Below are 25,986 nucleotides of genomic sequence, written 5' to 3' on the forward strand. Positions count from 1 at the left end.
TTAAATACGAGTAATCTGAGGTTTTGCTATCATAATGATGATTATTGGAGTGCTAGGTGCCTTATATTCATAGATTGACTCTTTTGGACAGGTCTTGAAAGGCTTGGTATTGAGATAGATACACTTTTCCACTTAGGTGCTGTAGGAGGCCGCTGTATTCTAAATGATCCATTACTGGGCCTTTTACTTCAGAGAGGGACAGGCGGACATTTAAAGTGGCAAGTTGGCTATTTAACGCTTCCAACATCTCTAAGGCACTAAAATCAATTTCATTTACTGCGCTGCATTGAATCACCACGTCAGTAATTTCTTTTCTAAGGTTTATGCTGTCTATTATATGATCTTCTAAGAAAGCGGCGTTCACAAAGAATAAGCTCTCATCGGGACGTAAATTCAGAAGATGGGGATAGGTCTTCACATCGTAGCGTTTTACATTACGAAAATGTTCCGTACCTTCTATTAAGCCAACCTCTGCCACATGGGGTCTTGATGTTCTAGATAAGTGAAGCAAGATGGATAAACCAACGCCAGAGGCGACTCCTATTTCAACTCCTAACAATAAGGTAATCACTATGGTGGCTAACACAGCGTAAAAATCACTGCGGGAGAAGGCCCATGTTTTTTTAAGAATGGAGAAATCAATTAAGCTTGTTACGGCGACAATTATAGTCGCGGCTAATGTTGCTTTCGGGAGAAAAAATAGGATAGGGGTCAATACCAGAGAGGCTATCATTATACCTATTGCCGTCATGACACCAGCAAGTTGTGTTACGGCTCCTGCATCGAAGTTAACAATAGAACGTGAAAAGCCGCCAGTAACAGGGAACCCACCTGAGATACTAGATGCAATATTAGCCGCCCCTAAACCAATTAATTCTTGGTTAGGCTGTACCTTTTCCCGTCGCTTTGCCCCTAGAGTTTTACCTACTGAAATGGATTCGACATAACCAATGATGGATATCATCAAGGCAGGTAAAGCGAGGTCACGAATTAATTCAATTGATGGGAAAGTCAGACCTAGCTGCGGCAGGCCAGCGGGAATATTTCCTGTAATTGCCACTCCGTGAGATTGAAGGTTATAGGCATAAACAATCGCTAAACTGGATAGCACACCAATAATAGGTGCTGTTTTTGATAAAGAGGTGGCATAGTTTTCAGGTATGTTGAGCATCAGTAATAATTGTTTCGCATAACGTCGTGCTAATAAAAGAAATAAGACGACAGATATTCCGACCGCAAAGGTTACTGGTTTGAACTCCCCAATGCTCTCTAACATACTAAGAGATTGAGTAATGACATTGTCTCCATGGGCTTGAATACCCAAAATATGCTTGAGTTGGCTGAGAGCGATAATAATGCCTGATGCAGAGATAAAACCAGAAATGACTGAGTGGGATAATAGATTAGTGACCATGCCAAGCTGCATCACTCCCATCATAATGAGCATACAGCCTGATAGTAGGGCTAAGGTGATGGCCCCAGTTAAATAACTGACTGTTCCTTGGTCTGCAATGGCGGCCAGTGAGGTTGCTGTCATTAATGAAGCAACGGCAACTGGGCCAACAGACAAGGACGTACTGGTACCAAAGAAGGCATAAAGTACTAATGGTAAAATACTGGAGTATAAGCCCACTTCAGGAGGTACTCCAGCCAACATGGCATAAGCGAGAGATTGAGGGATCAGTAACATGGTTACAATGAACGCCGCCGTTGCATCTTGGCCAAATTGTGTTCGTGTATAGCTTTTTAGCCAAGACAGAGCTGGAAATATGCGATCAATTGTCATCTTTAGAATTCCATTATTTACGCGTTTCAATATATATTAAGAGTTTATTTAAACGCATTTAAGGGGATTTTTAAGTAAACTAAGCCGTTATCTTCCGCTTTAGGCATATGTCCAGCACGCATATTAATCTGTAGTGAAGGGAGGATCAGCCTCGGCATAGACAGCGTTTTATCACGAGCTTCACGTACCTTCACAAAGGTTGATTTATGGATATCGCTTTTTACATGAATATTTTCTTCTTTCTGTGTTTTTACGGTTGTTTGAAACTCCAATTTACGGCCATTTGGGCAATAGTCGTGACACATGAAAATACGATAATCATCAGGTAGTGCTAAAATTTTCTGGATGGAATCGTAGAGTATTCCCGCATCGCCACCAGGAAAGTCTGCACGAGCGGTGCCCGCATCAGGCATAAACAAGGTGTCGCCCACAAATACGGCATCCCCTAACACATGGGTAAAGCAGGCGGGTGTATGTCCAGGTGTGTGAATAGCAATACATTGCATTAAACCGATATCGTATAGCTCTCCATCTTTGAATAAATGGTCGAATTGAGCCCCGTTAGCTTTAAAATCAGAACCTTCATTAAATATGTGACCAAAGGTGCCCTGTACTTTAGTAATGTGCTCACCAATTCCAATTTTCCCACCTAATTTTTTCTGTAGGTAAGGTGATGCGGAAAGATGATCTGCGTGAACATGAGTTTCAATTAGCCATTCAACTTTTAGTTTGTGAGTGACGACATAATCTATGATCTCATCAGCACTGGTATTCGTCGTGCTACCAGAAGCGTAGTCAAAATCTAAAACGCTATCGATGATGGCGCAGCTGAATGAATGAGGATCCTTCACAACATAAGAAAAAGTATTAGAGTCTTTATCAAAAAAAGCAGCGACATTGGGTTTGATTACTGTATTAATCATTATTTGTATCTCTCTATTTTGTCTTATTACTATGTAAGAGCTGGATTGTTCTATGATTTAAATATAGCAGTAAGCATGCCAATAACTTCTAATATTTTAAGTTGTTGAAATATTAGAAGTTATTTTTAATTTTTTGATCTCTTCTTTAATTAGTTTTGACTAATGTTGTTTTTTTTGACAGATTTGGTTTTTGATTTGACATTGGCGACAAAAAACTATGAATATCATTGCATCGGATTACCCTTCACATGAAGGGTTGGTAGGTATGCTAGAGGGGTATGATTGTCCCGCTATTTTGGTTTCAGTGGATTATCAAATTTTAGCAACCAATCAGCTTTATCAGAATGAATTTGGCGCGATGACCTTAGATAGAAAACATCGCTGCTATGAAGTGTCTCATGGCTATTCTGTTCCTTGTGACGAGGCTGGGGAGGATTGTCCATTATCTACGGTTCTTAAAACAGGCCATAAAGAGCGGGTGCTTCACATACATCAAACACCGAGGGGAAAAGAGCACGTAGATGTAGAAATGTTGCCTATTAATGACTCTCAAGGCCGGCTACTTTTTTTGTTGAACTGCTGAAAACCATTAACGTGGCCAGTGCTGAGAGTATGGGTGATAAACTCGTGGGGACAAGTAAGCGCTTTAACCAAATGCTAGAAAAGATTGCTCGAGTGAGTCGAAGTGAGGCGTCTGTTTTATTACTAGGGGAGTCGGGGAGTGGTAAGGAGTTAGTCGCAACAGCGATACATCAAAGCAGTAAGAGAGCGAACAATGCCTTAGTTACATTAGAATGCGCAGGCCTTACGGACTCATTATTTGAAAGTGAGCTATTTGGGCATATTAAGGGCTCGTTTACCGGAGCGAATAATAATCGAACAGGATTGGTTGAACTGGCGAATGGCGGTACTTTGTTTTTGGATGAGATAGGTGATGTTCCTCTTTCCATGCAAGTGAAGTTATTGCGTCTTATTGAAACTGGTTCTTTTCGCTCTGTTGGATCGTCTACGGTTAAGCATACTAATTTTCGCTTAGTGTGTGCGACCCATAAGAATCTCATGCAAATGGTAAAAACCGGCGAGTTTCGGCAGGATTTATACTATCGCATTAATGTATTCCCTATTTCTGTTCCCTCGTTACGTGAACGCAAAGAGGATTTGTCTGTGCTTATAGAAAGCTTATTACGTCGAATTAGTGAGAAAAAAGAGTACCATCTGACCAATTCCGCTTTTCAGCTGTTAACCTTATATGATTTTCCAGGAAATATTCGTGAGCTTAGCAATCTACTGAATAGAGCGATTATTTTAACGGATACCAACCTGATTGAGCGTAGAACTATTCAAGAATGTTTGAGTATTGATCATGAGCAAGAGAAAGCATTTCGTTTTTCAGAGCCCCAACCTGTTTCTAAACAAAGTCATAAAAAAGAGGCTGAATGGGTTGATTTAAAAACCGCGGAAAAACGCTACTTGTTAGATCTTATGACGTTCTATGATAACGATAAAGAAAAAGTAGCGCAGATAGCGGGTGTGAGTTTACGGTCTTTATATCGTAAATTAGGATGACTTTTACGCGTTAATGGTATGGAAATAGAAGGAGTCAGATGAATGAAATTTCTCGTTTTTTTAGGCACTGTTCGTGATAGTACACCGCCAAAACCTGCTCGTTTAGGTCTAAGAGTATTGAAAGCGTGCCTTGCTTGTTTGAATACTAGATATATAGGCCATGAAGTGGAATTTGTGGATGCCTTAGATTACCCATTAGACAATGTATTTAAACCGCATTTTGCTTATCAAAAAGGCAAGGCTCCCTCCTCATTGAATGCGTTGGCCGAGAGAATAGAGTCCTCCGATGGATTTATTATGATAAGCCCCGAATACAATCACTCAATGAGTCCTGCGTTGATGAACTTATTAAATCATTTTGGTAGTTCATTATTTTCGTATAAACCTAGCGCCATCGTAACCTATTCTGCAGGTCAATGGGGAGGCATGCGTGCAGCGATTGGTATGCGAACGTTTCTTTCAGAACTTGGCTGTCTTCCTGTTTCTGCAATGGTACATATCCCAAAAGCACAAGAAGCTTTTGCGGAAGATGGGTCATTGATCTTAGAAGAGGAGCAGGACTCTTGGTTTAACTATTTTGATCGCTCTTTTAGTCAGCTAGAGTGGTGGGCTCAGGCATCAAAACAGCATCGAGCGGAGATTAATCCTCATGGAAAAATTATGGATTTTAAATCAAATCCTTCTGAGAGGAATGCGCCATAAAGGCGATATTAAATAAGTAAATATAAATGATTATGGTTATCATTTGTATTTACTTGCTCTTTTTCGATAGGTAGAATGTCCCTCTGAAGTCATTCATCGAGGGATAAAAAGTGATTAGTTTAAAGTGTTCGTTTATTAAAAAATGTGTGCTGCCGGTATTTTTAGGTGTGGCTTTTAATGCATTTGCTGAAGTAATAGAAGTAACGGATATTGCTGGGCGTAAAGTCAGTGTAGACCCTGACAAGATTCAAAATATCGTTTTAGGTGAAGGGCGTTTAGCCTATACCTTGGCTTTATTAGATAAGAAAAATCCTCTTGCTAGGGTGGTTGGGTGGAAAGATGATTTGATTCAATATGACCCGGATGCTTATCGAAAATACCTTAATGCGTTTCCAGAAATAGCGAAAATTGAAAACCTAGGGAGTCCATATACAGGCGATTACAGCTTAGAAAAAATTATCACTTTGAATACGGATCTTTTTATTTTGAATCTAGGAAATCTACTTAAAGCACAGGAAAGTGGATTGCTAACAAAACTAGATAAAGTGGGAATTAAAGTTGTCTTTGTCGATTTCCGTCAAAGACCGACACAAAATACGGTTCCCAGCCTGCTCATGCTTGGTAAGGTTCTAGGGAGAGAAAAAGAAGCCAATGCGTTTATTGATTATTACGTAGAGCAAATGCGATCTGTGAACTCTGTAGTGTTAACTAAAACACCAGAAGAACGACCTATGGTGTTTATCGAGCAGGCGGCAGGTTATAACCCTGATAAATGTTGTAACACCTTTGGTGCCGCTAATCTAGGTCGCTTAGTTGATGAAGCGGGTGGTATCAATTGGGGAAGTCGTAAAATCCCAGGATTTAGTGGTAAGGTCAATCCTGAAGTGATTTTTACCGATAAGATTGATTACATTATTGGGACTGGTGCAAACTGGTCCGAAGCCAATCCAAATACAGCCGCTGTGCTTTTAGGTTATGAGGCCACGCCAGCGTTGGCACAAACTCGCTTAAAAGCGCTGGCAGATCGAAAGGGGTGGTCTGAATTAGACGCCGTTAAATCAAAGCACTTTTACTCAATGTATCACCAGTTTTATAACAGCCCATATCACTTTATTGCACTGCAGACTTTTGCAAAATGGTTTTACCCAGAAGACTTTAAAGACTTAGATCCCGAGGCAAAGTTCGTCGAGCTGCACGATAAGTTCCTTCCTATAGATTACAGCGGTGTTTTTTGGCAGAAGCTAGATTGATGCATCGATGATGTGATGATTTCCCTTTTGATAAATTGCATACGCAAATGCCTTTTATCAAAAGGGGAGCTGATACCACATAAAGTACTGTGATTTAACGAAAGATATTCCTTTAAAAGTCGGGTTAGTTATATGGATAGCAAAATGAAAGTATCCAACCAAGGTCATGAAATATTACAAAAGCAACATGATCTAATTAGTGGTTTTGTGGCAAGTGAGAGTAAGAAAATACAAATGTTAACCATAGTCGTTGTCTTACTCGCCATCAGTTTGGTTCTGGACGTCAGTATTGGTCCAGGAAATTTTTCTTTCTCAACCGTTCTTGACGTGCTGATGAATAGGGAATCGCACGGAATTAAATTAGAAGTGATTATTTGGGATTACCGCCTTCCTATTGCCGTAACAGCGGTGATTGTGGGTGCTATGTTGGGGATTTCTGGCGCCTTAATGCAGACATTATTGAATAACCCATTAGCAGAGCCTTTTACTCTAGGTGTGTCGTCAGCCGCCAGTTTTGGCGCGGCGCTCGCCATCGTAACGGGTATTGGTTTTGTGGCGAATGTCGGTTCTCTACTGGTTACGCTAAATGCGTTTATTTTTGCATTAGTTACGTGTGGTTTACTGCTGTTACTGATGCGTATAAAAGGGGTTGGGACTCAGGCTATTATACTTTTTGGTATCGCTATATTTTTTGCATTTAATGCCATGTTGGCCATGATGGAGTACGGTGCTTCTGAAACGCAATTACAAAGAATTGTATTTTGGATGCTGGGTTCTTTAAATCGAGCGAGTTGGATGCAAATATTTTGGGGTACCAGTCTATTAGCCATTATTATGCCTTTTTGTATGATGCGTACATGGCGATTAACTGCCTTAAGATTAGGGGAAGAGAGTGCATTAAGTATGGGGGTAGACTTAGCTCGATTGCGCATTGAAATATTAATATGTATTTCTTTACTGGCGGCTACAGCGGTTGCTTTTGTCGGTACTATCGGTTTTGTTGGTTTGGTGGGGCCGCATATTGCTCGATTGTTAGTTGGTGAAAATCAGCGTTATTTTATTCCCTTGTCGGCCTTATTAGGGGCCTTGATGTTGAGCGTTACTTCAATTGTAAGTAAAGCGCTAACGCCAGGAATTATTTACCCTATAGGCATTATCACCGCGCTTATTGGCGTCCCTGTTTTTCTTGCCATTATTATTAGGCACTCAAAGGAGCAAAACCTATGAGTCTATCTGTTTCCAATTTAACCGTGAGTTACGGTTCCCATGTCGTTCTAGATCAATTGAGTATTGAAGGTTTACATCGTGGAAGTTTTACCGCGCTATTGGGCCCTAATGCCGCAGGTAAATCGACACTATTTAAATCTATAGCGGGCTTGATTCCAGTGCATTCCGGAGACGTTTTTTTGGGGGACAAGAATCTTCGTACTTGCGCAAAAAAGGAACGTGCTCGGGAAGTCATCTATTTGCCACAAGCTTTCTATAGTAGCTTAGCCTTATCTGTGTTCGAATCTGTACTTGTGTCTCTCAAGCAAAATGTAAGTTGGCGCGTAAAATCATCCGACGTACACCAAGTCGCCCAAGTACTGGAGTTGCTTAATATTGCTCATCTTGCTGAAAAAAATATCAGTGAATTGAGTGGTGGACAAAAGCAATTAGTGGCTCTGGCACGCATTCTAGTGGTCAATCCAAAGATTATTTTATTGGATGAACCAACCAGTGCACTCGATTTACACCATCAGCTTTCAATATTAACCATTATTAAAAAGCTCACTATTGAAAGAGGTTTTATTACCGTGGCAGCATTGCATGATGTAAATCTAGCGGCTAAGTTTTGTGGTCAAATAATGCTATTAGACAAGGGAGAAATACAAACTCAAGGGAATGCCTCGGATGTACTGGCAATGCCTTTATTAGGTGAAGCTTATAAAGTAGAGACGAGCTTGGAGCGTAGTCGTGAAGGGCAATTATATCTTGATGCAAAATTACTAGAAAATTCAAACTTAGCCATGGCTTAATGTGTCGTGTTACAAGCTACAACGTAAAACCTTATGATAGTCAAAGGGGCCACCCGAAAAAGGGCTGGCTCCTTGATTTTTGTCGATTTAACGGTAGTGATCTATTCATTCAGGTGTGTATTTATTAAATCGGCTTTGAAAGAGACTCTTGTTATAGCGGGTTACGATAGACCCACAAAAGCATTCTTTATTCCCATCTCCTTTTCCTTTTAAGCCCATGTGTATTCAAGTGTAATTGTTTTATTTTCTCTGAAAAAATGATAGCTAAAAATTCAGTGACCTTTGATTGGAGGGTTGTCGATTTCCTCATTTAAAACAACGATATTATTTTGCTATCGAAAAGGTGTTGTTATAATATAATAATACAATTAAATTGATGATTAAATTTTCATTGATGTTTTAATCGCTAGGGGAATAAAAATGACAAAACCTATTATTGGATTCATCGGACTTGGCCTAATGGGCGGAAATATGGTTCAGAACCTTCAGAATAAAGGCTTTGAACTTGTTGTTATGGATTTGAATAAAGAGGCCGTTGCTGAGTGTGTTGCTCGTGGTGCGACGGAAGCTGGATCCGCTAAAGAATTGGCTGCAGCGAGTGACATCGTTATGCTGTGTTTGACGACTTCGAATGTAGTGGAATCATTGGTATATGGTGAAGCTGGTATTTTAGCGGGTATCAAAGAAGGAGCCGTATTAATCGATTTCGGTACGTCTATTCCTACTTCTACTTGTAAAATAGGTGCCGATTTGGCCGCCAAAGGTGCAGGTATGGTTGATGCTCCTCTTGGTCGTACTCCTGCTCACGCTAAAGACGGCTTATTGAATATTATGGCCGCGGGTGATAAAGAAAACTTTGAAAAAGTTAAACCTATCCTTGAGCAGCAAGGTGAAAATGTATTTTATTTAGGTGCATTAGGTGCGGGCCACACAACTAAGCTGATCAACAATTTCATGGGCATGACAACGGTTACGGCAATGTCTCAGGCGTTCGCTGTTGCGGATCGAGCGGGAGTAGACCGTCAACAGTTGTTTGACATCATGTCTACCGGTCCATCTAATTCACCTTTTATGCAGTTTTGTAAAAATTACGTCGTCGATAACAATAGTGATTTAGGTTTTTCTATTGCCAATGCAAACAAAGATTTAGGTTACTTCTTGAAAATGGTGGAAGATCTAGGAACTCGTTCTCTAATCGCTGAAGGGACTTCTGCTAATCTTCAGGCTAGTGTTGATTTAAATATGGGGAATGGCAATGTCCCTGAAATATTTGACTATTTCATGGAGCTAAAGGCAGATTGAAGGTTGAATAGTTACAGTGACGTAAATTTAATTGCTAAAATACAGCTAGTCTGAATAATCGCTGTATCTAATGATATTCTGCCCTACAGCAATGTGGGGCAGAGGTCTTATTTTCAAGTGAATGTTTTAACTCCGTTACAACCCAGCGTTTAATAATACTTGCATTGGTTCTATCTAAAGAGCCGCTAAATTCTGCAACTCTTCTTATATTTTTATTCATTTGGTTAATACTAAATAAGCGTCATGACTTAACCGGATTACTTTGTTCTAAATAGATATAGATGGATGTGATGCGACCTTTTGAGGAATGTAATAGCAATTTAATCAAGATGTTTAGGTTTCTCAGCGACTACTAAAGTGATGCCGAGAAACCTAAACGCATTGTCATGTCGTCTTTTTATTTCTTCTGATGGTTGACCATACTGAGAATACAGCCAGCATTATAAAGGCTAATGCGATCGGCCTTTCATATAAAAATGCCCAACTCCCGTCAAACATGAGTAATGACTTTCTTAAATTCGTTTCAGCCATTGGGCCCAGTATAATGGCAAGCAATATGGGAGAGGATGGAATTTCTAGTTTACCTAAAACAAAGCCCAGAATGCCAAACACGATGGCGATCCCCACATCAAACATCGAGTTGTTTATTGCATAAGCACCAACTATCGATAAGAAAATAATGATTGGAATCATTAATAGCTTAGGCACTTTAGATATTTGGCAAAAAAAGCGAATGCCCAATAAACCAATGACCAGCATAGCAATGTTAGCAACTAGCATAGAGCTAAAAATGCCATAGACAATTTCTGGGTTTTGGCTGAATAGAAGAGGGCCAGGCGTTAACCCTTGAATAATTAATGCGCCTAATAATACTGCCGCAACCGCATCTCCAGGAACGCCAAGAGTCAATAAAGGGACTAATGAACCACCGGTTACGCCATTATTACCTGATTCGGCAGCTGCTAGACCTTTGATTGAACCGTTGCCAAACTCTTCAGGTTGCTTGGATACGCGCTTAGCTTCGTTGTAACATACAAATGCAGATATATCGGCTCCAGCACCTGGTACAGCGCCTATTGACGTACCAAGTAATGCACTTTTTATAGAGGTTGGGAGGATACTTTTAAGGTCTTTTAAGCTCATTAATTTGTTACTAAATTTTTCTGCGATTTGTGCTTTTACCCCCAACTTTTCCAATTGATTTAATGCTTCTGAAATAGCAAATAAACCAATTAATACGGGAATGACATTGATGCCACTATAAAGGTCCATTACGCCAAATGTGAATCTAGGAACGCTGCTTATAGGGTCAAGACCGACGGTTGAGATGAGCAATCCAATCGTACCAGCGAGTAATCCTTTGAGTATATTTCTGGAAGAGATACTGGCAATAATGGTTAAACCGAATAGAGCCAATGCGAAATATTCTGGCGCATTAAATCGAAGCGCAAATTTCGCCAACGTAGGGGCAATGGCAATTAAAATAATGGTACTCACCAAACCACCAATAAATGAAGCTACAGCAGAGATGCTTAACGCTCGGGCGGCCTGACCTTGTTGGGTTAGCGAATAGCCATCTAACACAGTGGCAGCAGATGCGGGTGTTCCTGGCGTCTTTAATAAGATTGCAGAGATAGACCCGCCATATATACCACCAATGTAAACCCCAATAAGCATAACCATCGCTGCGGTTGCTTCCATTCCAAAGGTAAAAGGTAATAATATGGCTACCCCCATCGTGGCTGTTAGACCAGGCAATGCACCCAGAATGATACCGCCTAATACACCAAATATTAAAACAGGAAATACGGCTAAGCTAAACGCAGCGCCAAGGCCGCTTAATAAATAATCAATCATAGAAGCCTCTACAAGATACCTTCAGGAAGTGAAATTAAAAAAACTTGACTGAATAGGTAATAAATTACAACAACAAAAAAGTAAGCAAATAGGTAATAAGAGGCCTTCTTGGTTTTTAAAAAAATCAAATAGAGTGTGAACATAATTAGGCTAGCAATCAGATAACCAAGAAAACTTATTAACACGGCATACGCTATTAAGAAGCCTAAGCCAAATAATGACATCTTTGAAAATATACTTGCGGATGCGGTTGTTTTAAGTTGTTTTATTTTCCGTTGTGCCAGTAACGCAATACAAATTATTATTTGTAAGATGGCTAGAACGGTAGGAAAAAATTTTGCGCCTACGCTGGCATCTTGCTGACCATAAGACGGAATTGAGAATTGAGGTATGAGCGCTAAAACTGTGGCACTAAAAATAATGATAAGCACAGGAAAAACGATGTCTCTATTAAACATAGAACGAAACCCTTTTGAGATAAACTACACTCAGTAACGACGAAGGAGTCGACAAAACGATATTGGCGACTCCTACCTTAGTTGTCGTTACTGTATTAATGTACTTAAAGATTTAGTATCGTCTTTAACAAATTGAGTGAACTCAGCCATATCCATGTTATGAATAGTCATTGCACCTTGCGCCATGAATTTTTTAAAATCATCTGAAGCCATGGCTTTATCGAATGCGTTACCTAGTGTTGTGATTATTTCATCTGGCGTATTTTTAGGAGCGGCAATGCCTCTCCATGTACCACTTGTTACATTAACACCTTGCTCTATTAAAGTAGGGACATCTGGAATGTAAGAAATACGATCTTTGGACATTACGCCTAATGCTTTTAATTGACCTGATTTTAGTTGAGATATAGCCTCACCAGGAGTAACCATAGTAACTTCCGTATGCCCACCTAATACGGATGGAATCGCTTCTGAAGAACCATTGTAAGGGATGGCATTAAGTTGAATACCTTGGTCTTTTTGAAGCGCAATTAAATAGAAGTTTGGCGCTGCAGTTGACGCAAACTTTACTTTTCCTGGATTAGTTTTCGCAGCTTCTATTAAATCATTAATACTGTTGAATTTACTGTCTTTACTGACAAGCACTACAGCAGGATCTAGATTGACCATACGGATGAGTTTGAAATCATCTGCTGTATGTTGCATTAACCCCATTTGAGGCAATGAAGCAATTTCACGAGTAACAACAGTTAAGGTATAGCCATCAGCTCTCTGTTGAGCACCAAAACTCATCCCTACTGCACCCGCGCCACCCGTTCGGTTCATGACGGATATGTTTGTACCAAGTATGTCTTTAGTACTATTAGCAATTGTACGACCGACTGAATCCGTACCGCCACCTGCGCCGAAAGGAACAATTAAGCGTATATTTTTACTTGGGTAATCAGCCGTGAAAGCCGATGCAGAGGCAAAAATACCAGCCATAACAATGATGTTTTTCATTATTTTTTTCATAAATTTAATCCTATATTTTTATAGTTATTTTCTTAGTTTTTTTATACGCTTTAGTTGGGTTGTCTATTTTGGTTTGTTGGTAGTCGTTTATGGCTAATTGTTCAAAAGCGAGAGCAATCCAACCACTAATGAGCATATCAAACCACGGTTCAACACCACTGCATGCGACAACAATGTTTCCATAGACAAAGGAACCATAAAACAGCACATCATCATTACGTAGAGACGAAGGATGTAATGTTTGATGATTAATATTTGCACTTTGATCACGCCACGCTTGGACGGCTTTTTTTCTAGCAAGAACATCGAACGGGATGCTCCATGAAGAATTTTTAATGGATTCTTCATGCAAAATTGCATTTTCAAACGTTGATTCCCAAGGCTTTATCCTAGGATCCATAATCACAATATGCAGTTCTTGCCGATTGGTCTGGTTAAACAGCTTTTCTATCGAGGGTTTAGCCAGCTCTATAGCTTCTTTAGCAAGCTGCTTATGATCTATTTCCATTTCAAACTCCTGCCAGATCGTACGCTCAAACTTTTTATAACGTCAAAAAAGACCGGGTTGAATACAAGTATTTACATTATAAAAATCTGAGTGCTTTTCATTATTTTTTAGAAGATTACTAGGCTGCTCACTTCATGTAAAGTAAAATACTATAATACTACAAATAAAATTATCAATGGAATTAGCAATTTTTTTGTATAAATGAAAAGTAAAGAAGGTTGTTAATATCAAGTTGAGGCTTCAACGTTAATCTGAGCATATCGTCAAAATAGTAAGAGGATAAATTGAGTAAAAGAGAGGAGCTTGTCAGTAAGTATTGATTTTGGGGCTAATGGTATTGTATTTATGAAGGTCCGCAAATCTCTGATATTACAGCGTCACAATACCTTGGATGTTATTAACGGTTATATTAAGTACATGATTCATTAAAACCTCTTAAAAAATTGAAAAAACGCTTGGGAATAATCTTATTAAGCTTATCTCCTAATGTCTTGCTAAAATGTGAAGCAATTGCATAAGTTGAGACCTTTCATGACAATAGGCCTCATTCGCCTCTTATTTGAAGTAGGCTAAAAGTGGATGCGATACATAATTAGTATTTCAACGGACCGCCTTGATCGAATACATTATCAGCAAGACATCCGAACTCTCATTTATAACGTATAGTTTGTAATATAAGAGTGAAATACTGGTCTATTTTCAATAAACGGTTGAGGTTTTGTATGATTAAGGTTCATCATCTAGAGAACTCTCGTTCTCAGCGTATTTTGTGGTTGCTAGAAGAGCTTAACTTAGAGTACGAAATCATTGAATATAAGCGAGACCCTGAAACGGCTTCTGGACCTGAATCTTTAAAAAAAATCCATCCGCTAGGAAAGTCTCCGGTGATTACCGATGGTGATTTAATCGTCGCAGAGTCTGGTGCGATTATTGAATACCTGTTGGATAGATATGATACCGAGAAACGCTTGAGACCGACAGAGGGTCAAGCGTTGTTGGATTATCGCTATTGGTTACATTTTGCTGAAGGCTCTTTTATGCCTTTGCTGGTAATGAAGTTGGTTATGATGAAGATGTCGCAAGGTCCAATGCCTTTTTTTATAAAGCCTATCGCAAAGGTACTGAGCAATAAAATTCAAGAAAAATTTATCTTGCCACGTATTGGGCCCCAGTTAGCTTTTATTGAAAAAACATTAGGTGAACATACTTGGATATTAGGAAAGGAATTAAGTGCTGCAGACATTCAAATGAGCTTTCCTTTACAAGCGTCGAGTACTCGTATGGATTTAACTAAATTCCCTAATATTAATCGTTTTATTACTCAGGTCGAAGCCAATCCTGCGTATCAAAAAGCGGTATCAAGAGGTGGGACTTTTACTACTTTGTAAAGGGTGATAGATAGAGAATATGATGACTGTTAAGCCTTTCATTATGACATGAGCTCGTCATAATGAAAGGCGTTTTATTCTATCTTGGCGATATTGAGTTTAAATAATGAGCAAAGACACTAGGGTCGAGGAAAGATACGTTTTTAAATCAAGGTTTTTAAGAAAGTAACTGAATGGCGGTCGGATAATTCTTATCTTCAATAATACGTGCCTTCACACCAAAAATATCTTCAATAAACTCAGGTGTAATTAAGTGTTTAGGAGAGCCTTCAGCAACAATACAGCCATCCTTTAAGGCAATAAGACGATCACAATGTAGCGCATGGTTTAAATCGTGTAATGCAATCAACATAGTGCGCTGAATGCGTTTTAATAAAGAAAGAACAACCAGTTGATTTTTAATGTCTAGATGGTTCGTTGGCTCATCCATTATAATGAGGCGAGTGTCTTGCGCTAATGCCCGAGCAATATGCAACCGTTGTTGTTCCCCCCTGACAGGGTATGCCAGAGTTGGTCATATTTGTGCCACATACCTACTTGATGGAATGCATCTGTAACAAAACTTTGATGTTTTTCATCCCAACGTTCGAAAGGTCTTAACCAAGGAGTCCTCCCTAAAGCAACCACATCTTCCGCTCTAATGCGGTCTTCCGTATTGGATTTTTGTTGCACGAAAGACATTAATTGGGCTAAATGGCGCCGAGAATAGTGGCGTAAGGGGAGGTCATCCAGAAAAATTTGCCCATGAGACGGCTTTGTTAATCCACTAAGCAACCGCAAAAGGGTGGACTTACCTGAACCATTTGGACCGATTAATCCCACTTTTTCACCCTCTTCGATTTGGAGGGACACCTTATGGATTAACGGACGTTTAGCCACGGAAAAAGAAAGGTTTTGGGTCGTTAGCTTCATTTTCTTTGACCTCTAATAAGGACAATAGCAAAGCAAGGGGCTCCTATCAGGGCGGTCACAACACCGATAGGGAGAACTTGACCTGGAATAACAATACGTGAACCTATATCACAGATTACTAAGAAGACAGCGCCTGTTATTGCGCAAGTAGGGATCAATGCAAGATGTTTTGTGCCGACAAGAAAGCGCGCTGCATGCGGTATCACTAAACCAACAAAGCCGATTGCTCCAACCATTGAAACCATGACGGCCGTCATCATCGCAGTAGAAAAAATTAACAGAGTTTGTACTCGCTTTACGGGAATACCAATAGAAGCGGCGGCATCAGAGCCGAATAAAAAAGCATCTAAGGAACGGCCGTGCCAAATAATCACTAATAAACCAATAAGGAGAGTCGGAATGGCTAAGCTGACCTCGGGCCATCGAACGCCGGATAAATTGCCTAATAGCCAAAACATGATGCCTCTGGCTTGCTCTGCATTAGCCGACTTCGCAATAACAAAAGCCGTCAGAGCGTTAAACAATTGTGATCCAGCAATGCCCGCAAGAATGATTTGCGTTGAGAGGTTCCCCATGCGATTACCGGAGGCTAACACCGCTAAGATCACGACAAATGTAAACGCTAAAATAGCTCCGATCAAGGCGCCGGCGGACAAGGTTAAGACGCCAACACCTACGCCAGCAATGGTTACCATGACGGCTCCAGTTGAAGCGCCTGCTGAAATCCCTAATAAATAGGGGTCGGCTAATGAGTTTCTTAATAGAGATTGTAGTACCAAACCTGTTACCGCCAAGGCCGCACCACAACAGGCGGCGACTAAGGTTCGAGTTAAGCGATAATTCCAGATGATGCCTTGGTCAATCGTATTAATAGCATAGGAGGCATTAAACAGTTTGTTTGCTAATGACTTCAAAACAGTATTGAACGCAATATTTGTTTCACCAATGGAAATGCCACAAATTAATGCTAATAATAACAATAAAAAAGCGATCAATGACACGGAGTAGGAGTGCTTTAGCGTAACAGTAGGAACCGAAAAAGGCGTCATATTAGTGTTTCACCACGGCCTCTGTTAGCGTTTCTAAGCCATTTATAATTCGAATGGTCGCATCCATCTCCAAGGCATCAATGATGACAATACGATCGTTTTTAACGGCTTGCATTTCTTTGGTGACAGGGTCTGTTTTTAGAAACTCGATTTTTTTCAAGTAATCATCCGCTGGGAAGCGGCGACGATTCATTTTGGCAATGACAATCATGTCAGGGTTCGCTTTGGCAATGGTTTCCCATCCGGTTGTTGGCCATTCTTCATTGGATTGAACGACATTGTTTATGCCTAATGCTTCCATTAAATAGGCGGCTGGCCCTATTTTTCCAGCGACAAAAGGGTCTGTATTCATGGCGGAACTTGAGAACCAGAAGACGGCGGAAAACTCTTGCTTTATTGAGCCTTGCTCCTCCATAGCAAGATGGGCGCGTTTGATGGCTTTTTCTTCACGTTCTTTTAAATGATCAATGATACGGTTCCCCCGTTCGGTAACATTAAAAATGGCGGCCAGTTGATCGATGCTTTTGTAGAGTGAGTCCGTAGAGAAAGGATTCAAGCGAGTGCCATCTAAGCCAACGGAATTGTCTTTGTGGTCGCAATCCATTGGTAAAATATAAGTAGGGATTCCCATGTCATGGAACTGTTCGCGGGTTGCGACCGTGCCTTGCTTACCAATGTGCCATTCGTATTGAGCCACCACCAGTTCTGGGCGTTTAGAAAGTACAGATTCAAAACTAGGGTCGTTTTTTGCTAATACGGGAATGTGCTGGTTCTCTTGTGCAAATTCAGGTAAAACGTCATTAAACCAGACGGAGGTTCCCTTTACCTTAGTGGACAAACCTAAGCTATAAAGAATTTCAGTGGCGGCTTGCCCAACAGAAACAAGTGCATTAGGCGCTTTGGAATAGGTTTGACTATAGCCACAGTTTTCAATAGTAAGTGGGTAATCTGAAGTAGCAAAAGAGACTGATGAAAAGCATGCAAGGGAGAAAACCGCGCCGGAAAGAATTGCTTTCAATGTGGAGTCCTTATCAAGATAATGATGGTCTGAAAGAGATGGTAGAGAGAAACTGTCTAGAAAGAAAATGCTTTTATTCTTGATCTGTATGAGAATTTCTCATTTAAAATAAAAGAGGGAGAATAGCATTAAAAGCGCCGCAACACATGTGTGTTTGAGAATGTTACTTGAATAGCCGCATAAAAAAACCCTAACACGTTTTTCCGTTAGGGTTCAAAAGGGTGATCGGTCGTGTTTTAACCTAAAGACAGCTTTATTTGTCTTTTATGTGTTTTAAAATAGTATCTGTATACCATTCAAGGAAGTTAACCACACCAAATTCATAGGTTTCAGAATAAGGACCTGGTTGGTAGGCAATGGAGTTAATTCCTAGTTGGTTTTGCTCCCCTAACACTCGGTCTTGTTCATTAGTGGCATCCCAGACTTTACGCAATCGTTCAGGATCGTAGTCAACACCTTCAACCGCATCTTTATGGACAAACCATTTCGTTGTGACCAGTGTTTCTTGAGCTGAAATAGGTAACACACGAAAGACGATAAAATGATCTGACTGCATGTGATTCCATGAGTTTGGTAAATGCAGGATTCGCATGGAGCCTAATTCTGCGTTTTTCACCCGCCCCAGCATTTTGTTGCAGCCATGACCTCCATCTATAGTCATGACTTTAGTGCCTTTCTTCAGTGGCATGCGCACAATGCGATTGCGTAGTCCTGGGCCAAAACTTTTGTGTTGATGGGGAATATTTTCTTCATCCCATTTATCCGACTGTGCTTGGTAATGATCCAGAAAATCTTGTGGGGCTCTTGGGTCCTGGGTATCATCCCATTCAAGTAAGGTATTCAATAATTCAGGGTGATTTGCTGCACAGTGGTAACACTCCCTATTATTCTCAAGCACCAGTTTCCAGTTTGCCCTCTCGTACATATTGGACTCAATAGCCAATTTAGTGTTTTCTACATCATAAGGTTCCATGTATTCTTCTAATGTGTGTAGAAAATCATCGAAATCGCCTTCAGGGGCGTCATCCGCTAAGCAAACGAAAACAAATCCTCCAGCGGTTTTACAGTGTGCGCGTTTCAAACCATGTTTCTGCTTATCAAAGCTATCACCCATTTCTGTACCAGCAAATAGCAAGTTGCCTTTTAAATCATAGGTCCATTGATGATAAGGGCAGACGAGATTAGCGACTTTTCCTCTGTGTTCTGTGCAGATACGAGAGCCACGGTGACGGCAGGTATTATGGAAGGCGTTGATGGAGCCATCGGCATCACGAATAACCAGTACCGGGTTTTGACCTATTTCCACCGTAAAATAATCGCCCCTTTTTGGGGCTTCGCTTGTCATGCCCACGAATAACCACTCTTTTTGGAATACTTCTTCCATGTCAATACGAAACATATGCGGGTCGTTATAAAGAGGCGCATCCAATGAATGGTTAGCCGCACGAGAAGAAAGTAAATTCGACATCTCATCGCGTGCTTCTTTTAGTGTTGCATGGCGTAAATTTAGCAAATCATTTTGGTTCATCTTTTTCGGCCTTAATGACAAAAAGAGTGGTTGTTATTCTTTTCCTTCGGAGGACAAGCATGGTGTATAACTTAGTGAAGTCCGTAAATTGCTCTGCACTGTATATATCGCAATCCTCACACAAGGTTCGAATTTTAAAATGACTGTTAACGACATAGGTCAGACAAAAATCGACTCACTTTTGAGCATCTAAGTAGTTTCAGTTAAGGAATGGTCACTATGAGCAACAAATTGTCGTGAATGGTTAACTGCAATAATAAGAGTCGACCGACAATGCAAAAATGAAGTGACGCAACGATGCTGTGAGAGAGAATCATCATGACAAATTCAAATACCACTGGAGTTAATGTCGACTACTTTGTACCCGTTAATACACAAACTTGGGTAAATGGTCGCCACAATGTTCGCTGTGTAAAGGTTATCCAAGAGTCTTGGGATGTATGCACCTTTTGTTTTATGGCACAGCAACCCATTCTGTTTTTCTTTAAACCAGGACAATTTGTAACCTTAGAGCTTGAGATCGATGGTAAGCAAGTCATGCGTTCGTACACCATATCGAGTGCACCGTCTGTTCCTTATAGTTTTTCTATTACTGTTAAGCGGGTTCCTGGTGGTGTGGTTTCAAATTGGTTACATGACAATATGGATGTGGGTGCAGAACTGGCTGTTCATGGTCCAATTGGTAATTTTAACTGTATTGATAACCCATCTGAAAAAGTGTTGCTTTTGTCAGGTGGAGTAGGCATTACGCCTGTTATGTCTATGGCTCGCTGGTGGTTTGATACTAATGCGGATGTAGATGTAACGTTTGTTCACAGTGCACGTACCCCTAGAGATTTAATTTTCCCTAGAGAGCTGGATCATATGGCGTCTCGGATAGGTAATTTTAGTCTGCATATGATTGTTGAAAGAATGCATAACGGTTTAACTTGGAATGGTTATCGTGGCTTCTTGGATTTTGCAAAGCTGCAAATGATTGCTCCTGACTTTTTGGAAAGAGAAGTCTTTTGTTGTGGTCCAGAACCCTATATGAAAGCGGTGAAAGCGCTTTTGCAAGAAAAGGGTTTTGATATGAGCCGTTATCATGAAGAATCTTTTGGAGCGACGCCAAACTCAATTGTAGAAGATGCTATCGAACTTGCTGAAGTGGCTCAAGCCGAAGCCGATTCGATCAACCGAGAAGACTTGCTAACCGTTGAGTTTGCAAACTATGGTAAAAGTATTCAAATCGCGGAAGGAGAAACGATTCATAATGCGGCGGCGAAGCTGGATCTGCACATTCCTAAAGCATGTGGTATGGGGATTTGTGGTACCTGTAAAGTGCTTGTTAAAGAAGGTGAAACACAAATGGAACACAACGGTGGCATTACAGATGAGGACATTGCGGACGGTTATGTTTTATCTTGTTGTACCGTGGTGAAATCAAACATCAGTGTGGAATATTAAAAATATTGCTTTTGTGTTAAAACCGAGTTACAAGTGTCGTTATTAGTGCGCTACATTCTATAAAATAAGCTAACCTCTTATTGTTTGTTTAGCGATTAAATTGCCGCTCTCTCCATCGAGTCAGCGGTAATAACTATGAAATTACCTAGTTGATTAAAAATAATAAAAAAAGTGTTCGATTGGTTTGTTTTTTGCTTCATATCGAAAACACTTAATTAAGAGGGCATAAATATGATCAACGTAACTGGTTCATCCCCATCTCCTAATAGTAAACCAGCCACTCGAGTTGGTTTTTTACTACTTGATCATTTTACTATGATTGCTTTAGCCTCTTCTATCGAACCATTGAGAATGGCAAATCAGTTGTCGGCTAAGGAGCTTTATACTTGGCATGTCATGACGGAAACAGGACAACCTTCGTCGGCTAGTGATGGTCTGAGTTTAACGCCGGATTCTTCTATTGAAGACGCTCCGGATTTAGATATGATAGTCGTAGTTGGTGGCGTTAATATCACTCGAAATTTCAGTCCTAAGCAGGTGAGTTGGCTACAAAAGCAAGCTCGTAAAGGTGTTCGACTGGGGGCGATTTGTACTGGTGCTTATGTATTGGCGTATGCTGGTTTGCTTGATGGTTATAATTGCAGCGCCCATTGGGAATGCCTCACGATATTGCAAGAAAATTTTCCTAAAGTGAACTGTAATAACAGACTCTTTACGATAGACGATAAGCGTTTTACCTCTTCTGGTGGCAGTGCACCTTTAGATATGTTCTTGACATTAATCGCCCGTGAACACAGTTCAAAATTGTCGAGTGCGGTTTCTGATATGTTTATTTGTGATCGTATTCGTACAGAAATGGATCAACAACGTGTTCTATTACGTCAAGTGAACAGTGGTGGAGGCTTCAAACCTAAGTTAGTTGATGTCATTGAACTCATGGAAAATAACTTAGAAGAGCCTATTGATCTAGATGAATTAGCCGTGTTTGTGGATGTCTCTAGACGGCAGTTGGAAAGGATGTTCCATAAATATTTAGATTGCTCCCCGTCGCGTTATTATTTGAAATTACGCCTTGATAGGGCAAGACAGCTACTCAAGCAATCAAGTATGTCTGTTGTGGAAATTTCGGCGGCCTGTGGCTTTATTTCTACTCCGCATTTTAGTCGATGCTACCGTAAACATATTGGTACATCACCAAGAGACGAACGTAAGATGGTTTGGTCTAATGATAACTTTAAACCAATTTATCAAGACTCAAATCGTTTACCAATGGATGAAAAGCATCAGCATGCCTCTTTAGCCTTGAATAAGGCGCAAGCTGAGCCGAGTTATGGCAGTGTTGATCTAGGGAATGATTTAAGCTGTTCTAGTATTACGTACTAGTTATATTCACAATGGGATGATATAAAAATCATAAGAAAAGTGCATATAGGCATGAGCAGTATGCACTTAATATTGGTTTGTCCTGGAAGTGTAGAACTATTTTGATTCAAGTTTGGGTATTTCAGAAGTAGACTTAAAGCCTTCATTTTCTCTTTCCCTAACTTTTTCGTTAAGCGTTCATAGGCTAAATCAACTTTAGGACTAATTTCCTCAAATACCTCTTTTGCCTGATCACTTAACGATAGTAGGGTGATTCGTTGATCTTGAGGCGACCTATTACGAATAATCAGACCCTCTTTTTCAAATCGGCTAATAATACGGGTTAGGCTTGGGCTTAAAATACAGCATTTCTCTGCTAACTGACGGGCTTCAAGCTAGCCATTATCATTTAATACTCGAATGACGCGCCATTGCTGTTCTGTAAAGCCAGTTTTTTAGGTATTGAGCGGAAAAACATCATTGCGGAGTCACCCACCATAAAGGAAATAGAGATACTAATTCTTCTTCTGTTGGATTTGATGCTAATGATCCCAATGCTATTTTATTGCTGCAATTTGATGGATTGAAATACACTACAAAAGTACCGATTCCAGTCATTTTGGACAACTTAGTCGCAAGTAATCAACTGCCTCCTGTGGCGGCGATTTTTATTGATAACGCAAGTCGCTTGTCTCGTGGTCATGAGTTACCAGATAACCCTGTTTTTGCTAAAGCGCTTGTAGAAGAGGTGCTCCCCTGGGCAAAACGTGAGCTAAAAATGAATATTGATGCTCAACACACTGTCCTTGCTGGCTCCAGTTACGGCGGACTTGCTTCCAGCTCAATTGAATTACGTTACCCACACATTTTTTCTGTAACGTACTTTCTATGTCGGGCTCTTACTGGTGGTCACCAGCAAATACCTTACCCGAAAATGAGGAATACATCGCCAATTGGGTCGCCTCTACCGATGTGAAGCCGATACGCTTTTTCTTGAGTGCCGGTGTCTTTGAATCAGGTAAGGGAAGTGGTATTGGTCTATTAGAAAGTAATCGTCATTTGCGTACAGTATTGCATTCTAAAGGCTATAGCGTCACTTATAAAGAATTCGCGGCAGGACACGACTATTTTAGTTGGCGGCAAGCGTTTGCTGAAGTCATGCTAGCGTTATTTGGCGAGAAAGAAGTTGATCAAAAGGTCAGATTAATTGCCCCGATGAGACGGGTTTTATTGTAGAATTGCCGTCCAAATTCATTAAGGATGTGACATGACTCAGTCTGTACCTAATACTCATACTCAATGGTTAGAAGTGATTTTTTTGTGGATAGCGGGTGTGAGTGCGGCCATGCAATTTGCGAAATTATCTATTTCTTACGATGCGGTGATGATGCATTATCAGACAGGAGCGACGTTGACTGGCGCAACCCTGTCTGTAGTGGGTATTGCAGGCCTTCTATTTGGCGTTTTCGCCGGTATGATTGCTAATAAAATAGGTTATTTAAAAGTCTTAGTTAGTGCCTTGTTTTTAGGTGGGATATTGTCTTTTATTCAATCTTTATTACCTCATTTTAGTGTGTTTATACTGACACGTGTCCTAGAAGGTTTTTCTCAATTGGGGGTTGTGGTGGCGGCACCAACCTTGATTGCAAAATTAAGTGCCCCCCAGCATAAGTCATTGACTATGGGGTTATGGGGCACTTTTTTTGGCGTCGCCTTTGCTCTTACTGGTTGGCTGGGTAAAAGCATGTTGGATCAGTTGGGATTACAAGGATTATTTTTGAGTCACGCCTTTTTAATTAGCTGTGCCGGCGTGGTTGTGTACTTCCTTTTAAGAAAAAATTCAGTGCTGGATTTTGTCCCTGTGATTGGAGGGCAAAGTCGAATTATTTCTCAAATGCTAACGATATACCGTAATCCTCGAGCTTTACTTCCGAGTTTGGTTTTTTTGTTTTATACCTGTACTTTAGTGTCATTATTGACGTATGTTCCTCGTTTTGTAGAGGCAGAGCGGATTCGAGCTACTATGCTAGTGGCGTTGCCTCTCATTAGCACAGGGGGCACTTTTCTAGCGGGTGCTTTGGGGCAATATATCATGCGCCCTCAAAGGGTGGCGCTGATGGCTTATTCTGGTGTTGCCCTAAATGCACTGCTGTTGCCATTTTTGCTGGATCAGACCTTATTGTTTAGCGTGATAGTTGGGGTGACTGTATTATTTCTTGGGATGATACCGGGCGCGTCGTTAGGCATGATTCCGATGCTTGCACGTAACCCCGTAGAACAAGCTCAGGGCTATGGGTTAATTGCTCAGTTCGGAAATTTAGGCGCGACGTTAGGCCCGCCCACCTTCGCGACGGTGATTACTGCCTATGGGATTAGCGGTTTTACCGGCTTAGTACTCATAATTTGTTGTTGTGGTGTTGTGTTTAGCCTCTTAGCAGGTCGAATACAAACCACTCGCTAAGCTGATTTATACAGACTTTATGGTCTTCGAGGTAGGCTATTGTCTTTGGAATAGGTTGAAGTGTTAATATTTTATCTATCTTCTTCTCTCAGGTTTGCTTTCAGCTTATGTTGCTATAAAGTGATTGTTCTGCTTTCCAATTCACTTCTCATAGTCTGTAATTTGTATAGGCTATAGCGATTGAGGCCCCTGAAAATGACCAACCGAATTGTCTATTTTTTTATACTGACGCTATTTAGTATGAATGCCATGAGTCAGCAAAACAGCGATTCACTCAAAGTGGATCAAGTGGCTCAATTTGATGGCACCTTATGGGGTCTGAGTCTCCTAAATGATCAATATGCCATTGTGACGTTGAAGAAGGGTGAAGCCTACAGGGTTAATCTTATTAATGGGGATAAGCTGGCTTTGAGTGGTTTACCAAAGGTCGATGCCAGAGGGCAAGGTGGTTTATTGGATGTCGCTAAATCTCCTAACTTTAAAAAGGATGGATGGTTGTATTTTACCTATGTTAAACCAACGACCCAAGGTGCGGCGACTACGCTTGCCAGAGCTAAGCTGGAAGCGGGAGCATTAAACCATTGGCAAGACCTTTTGGTAACCGACTCGGCCAATTCAACAACCAAGCACTATGGTAGCCGAATCGCGTTTGATGAGGAAAATCATGTCTTTTTCTCAGTTGGCGAAAGAGGAAAGCGAGAAAATGCTCAGGATGGCGCTAATCATGCGGGTAGTATATTGCGATTAAATTTAGATGGTAGTGTGCCTGCGGATAACCCCTTTATAGCAAATGATGTAATAAGAAATGAAATATGGAGTTATGGTCATAGAAATCCTCAAGGCGTATTTTTCGATCTAGAAACACAGACATTGTGGGCGAATGAGCATGGCCCCCGAGGTGGCGATGAGATTAATCAAATTCGAGCAGGCGCAAACTACGGTTGGCCGATTGTTTCTCATGGTAAAGAATATTGGGGACCGATTAATGTAGGAGAAGGTCAAGAGAAAGCAGGCATTGAAAAGGCGATTAAGGTATATGTTCCTTCAATTGCACCTAGCAGCCTGCTACGTTATCGAGGTGCTTTGTTTTCAAATTGGGAGGGGGACTTTTTGTCAACGGCACTCGCGTTACGCCACCTCAATAAAGTGAGTCTTGATGAAAATGATGAAACAACGGAAGTACGTTACTTGGAAGACTTGAATGAAAGGTTGCGTTCTCTTGCGCAAGATTCAAATGGCGTGCTTTATATAGGTACTGATTCAGGAAAGTTATTGAAGGTATTGGGAAGAGTGAAAGAGTAGCTTTACCTATTTATGTTATTGACATAAGGACTTGATTTTTCCAATTTTATCACATTCGCAGGTCTGCCAACGGACTATTAGAGAGTTAAAAAATTAGGTGTTTTTAACTCTCCATCTCTTACTTCCTACTTCTATT

General features: G+C 40.6%; 24 protein-coding genes and 1 pseudogene. 14 read left to right on the forward strand and 11 right to left on the reverse strand.

Annotated elements, in window-relative coordinates:
- Positions 1–67 precede the first annotated feature (67 nt).
- Together O1D97_RS03565 and O1D97_RS03570 are read right to left on the reverse strand one after the other, a co-directional pair.
- Entirely contained in the window at positions 68–1,786 is a 1,719-nt protein-coding gene (locus O1D97_RS03565; protein WP_269122858.1) for a SulP family inorganic anion transporter, read from the reverse strand.
- Positions 1,787–1,830: 44 nt separating this feature from the next.
- Positions 1,831–2,709, reverse strand: coding sequence for an MBL fold metallo-hydrolase (locus tag O1D97_RS03570; protein ID WP_269122860.1), 879 nt, complete (start codon positions 2,707–2,709; stop codon positions 1,831–1,833).
- A gap of 217 nt (positions 2,710–2,926) precedes the next feature.
- Here O1D97_RS03570 and O1D97_RS03575 point away from each other — a divergent pair, with 217 nt between their 5' ends.
- From O1D97_RS03575 to O1D97_RS03605, 7 genes are all read left to right on the forward strand, one after another.
- A complete protein-coding gene (locus tag O1D97_RS03575; RefSeq protein ID WP_269122862.1) occupies positions 2,927–3,292 on the forward strand; it encodes a PAS domain-containing protein in 366 nt (121 codons plus the stop codon).
- A 29-nt stretch (positions 3,293–3,321) separates the two neighbouring features.
- On the forward strand, positions 3,322–4,275 hold the full coding sequence (locus O1D97_RS03580; protein ID WP_269122864.1) for a sigma-54 interaction domain-containing protein: 954 nt from the start codon (positions 3,322–3,324) through the stop codon (positions 4,273–4,275).
- Positions 4,276–4,317: 42 nt separating this feature from the next.
- Positions 4,318–4,977 (forward strand): NADPH-dependent FMN reductase, encoded by a 660-nt coding sequence (locus tag O1D97_RS03585; RefSeq protein ID WP_269122866.1) that lies wholly within the window; start codon positions 4,318–4,320, stop codon positions 4,975–4,977.
- 110 nt (positions 4,978–5,087) lie between these two features.
- On the forward strand, positions 5,088–6,227 hold the full coding sequence (locus tag O1D97_RS03590; protein ID WP_269122868.1) for an ABC transporter substrate-binding protein: 1,140 nt from the start codon (positions 5,088–5,090) through the stop codon (positions 6,225–6,227).
- 144 nt (positions 6,228–6,371) lie between these two features.
- Positions 6,372–7,454: a FecCD family ABC transporter permease gene (locus O1D97_RS03595; RefSeq protein WP_269122870.1), complete on the forward strand. Its 1,083-nt coding sequence runs from the start codon at positions 6,372–6,374 to the stop codon at positions 7,452–7,454.
- Entirely contained in the window at positions 7,451–8,245 is a 795-nt protein-coding gene (locus O1D97_RS03600) for an ABC transporter ATP-binding protein (protein WP_269122872.1), read from the forward strand. Before O1D97_RS03595 ends, O1D97_RS03600 begins: the two co-directional genes overlap by 4 nt.
- Before the next feature lie 420 nt (positions 8,246–8,665).
- Entirely contained in the window at positions 8,666–9,547 is an 882-nt protein-coding gene (locus O1D97_RS03605; protein WP_269122874.1) for an NAD(P)-dependent oxidoreductase, read from the forward strand.
- A 384-nt stretch (positions 9,548–9,931) separates the two neighbouring features.
- On the opposite strand, the gene O1D97_RS03610 is transcribed toward O1D97_RS03605, so the two are convergent.
- The 4 genes from O1D97_RS03610 to O1D97_RS03625 all read right to left on the reverse strand — a co-directional run bounded on the left by O1D97_RS03610 (position 9,932) and on the right by O1D97_RS03625 (position 13,384).
- Positions 9,932–11,404, reverse strand: a complete 1,473-nt coding sequence (locus tag O1D97_RS03610; RefSeq protein ID WP_269122875.1) for a tripartite tricarboxylate transporter permease — start codon at positions 11,402–11,404, stop codon at positions 9,932–9,934.
- A gap of 8 nt (positions 11,405–11,412) precedes the next feature.
- Positions 11,413–11,862: a tripartite tricarboxylate transporter TctB family protein gene (locus O1D97_RS03615; protein ID WP_269122877.1), complete on the reverse strand. Its 450-nt coding sequence runs from the start codon at positions 11,860–11,862 to the stop codon at positions 11,413–11,415.
- 87 nt (positions 11,863–11,949) lie between these two features.
- Entirely contained in the window at positions 11,950–12,876 is a 927-nt protein-coding gene (locus tag O1D97_RS03620) for a tripartite tricarboxylate transporter substrate binding protein (protein ID WP_269122879.1), read from the reverse strand.
- A gap of 10 nt (positions 12,877–12,886) precedes the next feature.
- Complete coding sequence (locus O1D97_RS03625) at positions 12,887–13,384, reverse strand: hypothetical protein (protein WP_269122881.1); 498 nt, start codon at positions 13,382–13,384, stop codon at positions 12,887–12,889.
- A gap of 722 nt (positions 13,385–14,106) precedes the next feature.
- Between O1D97_RS03625 and O1D97_RS03630 the strand changes: the two genes are divergently transcribed.
- Complete coding sequence (locus O1D97_RS03630) at positions 14,107–14,772, forward strand: glutathione S-transferase (protein ID WP_269122883.1); 666 nt, start codon at positions 14,107–14,109, stop codon at positions 14,770–14,772.
- Positions 14,773–14,929: 157 nt separating this feature from the next.
- On the opposite strand, the pseudogene O1D97_RS19790 reads toward O1D97_RS03630, so the two are convergent.
- From O1D97_RS19790 to O1D97_RS03655, 4 genes and pseudogenes are all read right to left on the reverse strand, one after another.
- Positions 14,930–15,684 (reverse strand): annotated as a pseudogene (locus tag O1D97_RS19790) (ABC transporter ATP-binding protein).
- A complete protein-coding gene (locus O1D97_RS03645) occupies positions 15,681–16,733 on the reverse strand; it encodes a FecCD family ABC transporter permease (RefSeq protein ID WP_269122889.1) in 1,053 nt (350 codons plus the stop codon). Before O1D97_RS03645 ends, O1D97_RS19790 begins: the two are co-directional and overlap by 4 nt.
- Before the next feature lies 1 nt (position 16,734).
- Positions 16,735–17,751 (reverse strand): ABC transporter substrate-binding protein, encoded by a 1,017-nt coding sequence (locus tag O1D97_RS03650; RefSeq protein WP_269122890.1) that lies wholly within the window; start codon positions 17,749–17,751, stop codon positions 16,735–16,737.
- 253 nt (positions 17,752–18,004) lie between these two features.
- Positions 18,005–19,279, reverse strand: a complete 1,275-nt coding sequence (locus O1D97_RS03655) for an aromatic ring-hydroxylating oxygenase subunit alpha (RefSeq protein ID WP_269122891.1) — start codon at positions 19,277–19,279, stop codon at positions 18,005–18,007.
- 318 nt (positions 19,280–19,597) lie between these two features.
- On the opposite strand from O1D97_RS03655, the gene O1D97_RS03660 reads away from it, so the two are divergent.
- Both O1D97_RS03660 and gbdR read left to right on the forward strand, forming a co-directional pair.
- Entirely contained in the window at positions 19,598–20,725 is a 1,128-nt protein-coding gene (locus tag O1D97_RS03660) for an FAD-binding oxidoreductase (protein ID WP_269122892.1), read from the forward strand.
- A gap of 231 nt (positions 20,726–20,956) precedes the next feature.
- Positions 20,957–22,108 (forward strand): choline metabolism transcriptional regulator GbdR, encoded by a 1,152-nt coding sequence (gbdR, locus tag O1D97_RS03665; RefSeq protein ID WP_269122893.1) that lies wholly within the window; start codon positions 20,957–20,959, stop codon positions 22,106–22,108.
- On the opposite strand, the gene O1D97_RS19795 is transcribed toward gbdR, so the two are convergent.
- A complete protein-coding gene (locus O1D97_RS19795) occupies positions 22,105–22,449 on the reverse strand; it encodes a MarR family transcriptional regulator (protein ID WP_428981087.1) in 345 nt (114 codons plus the stop codon). The two genes, gbdR and O1D97_RS19795, sit on opposite strands and share 4 nt — an antisense overlap.
- A gap of 203 nt (positions 22,450–22,652) precedes the next feature.
- Between O1D97_RS19795 and O1D97_RS03675 the strand changes: the two genes are divergently transcribed.
- From O1D97_RS03675 to O1D97_RS03690, 4 genes are all read left to right on the forward strand, one after another.
- Positions 22,653–23,063, forward strand: a complete 411-nt coding sequence (locus tag O1D97_RS03675; protein ID WP_269122895.1) for an alpha/beta hydrolase — start codon at positions 22,653–22,655, stop codon at positions 23,061–23,063.
- Positions 23,060–23,323 carry a hypothetical protein gene (locus O1D97_RS03680; RefSeq protein WP_269122897.1) on the forward strand — a complete coding sequence of 88 codons (264 nt, stop codon included), beginning with the start codon at positions 23,060–23,062 and terminating at the stop codon, positions 23,321–23,323. Before O1D97_RS03675 ends, O1D97_RS03680 begins: the two co-directional genes overlap by 4 nt.
- A gap of 31 nt (positions 23,324–23,354) precedes the next feature.
- A complete protein-coding gene (locus tag O1D97_RS03685) occupies positions 23,355–24,548 on the forward strand; it encodes an MFS transporter (RefSeq protein ID WP_269122899.1) in 1,194 nt (397 codons plus the stop codon).
- 195 nt (positions 24,549–24,743) lie between these two features.
- Complete coding sequence (locus tag O1D97_RS03690; RefSeq protein WP_269122901.1) at positions 24,744–25,850, forward strand: PQQ-dependent sugar dehydrogenase; 1,107 nt, start codon at positions 24,744–24,746, stop codon at positions 25,848–25,850.
- The last annotated feature ends 136 nt before the right edge of the window (positions 25,851–25,986 follow it).

Origin of the sequence: Marinomonas phaeophyticola, assembly GCF_026966905.1 — a bacterium.
Classification (GTDB): Bacteria; Pseudomonadota; Gammaproteobacteria; order Pseudomonadales; family Marinomonadaceae; genus Marinomonas; species Marinomonas phaeophyticola.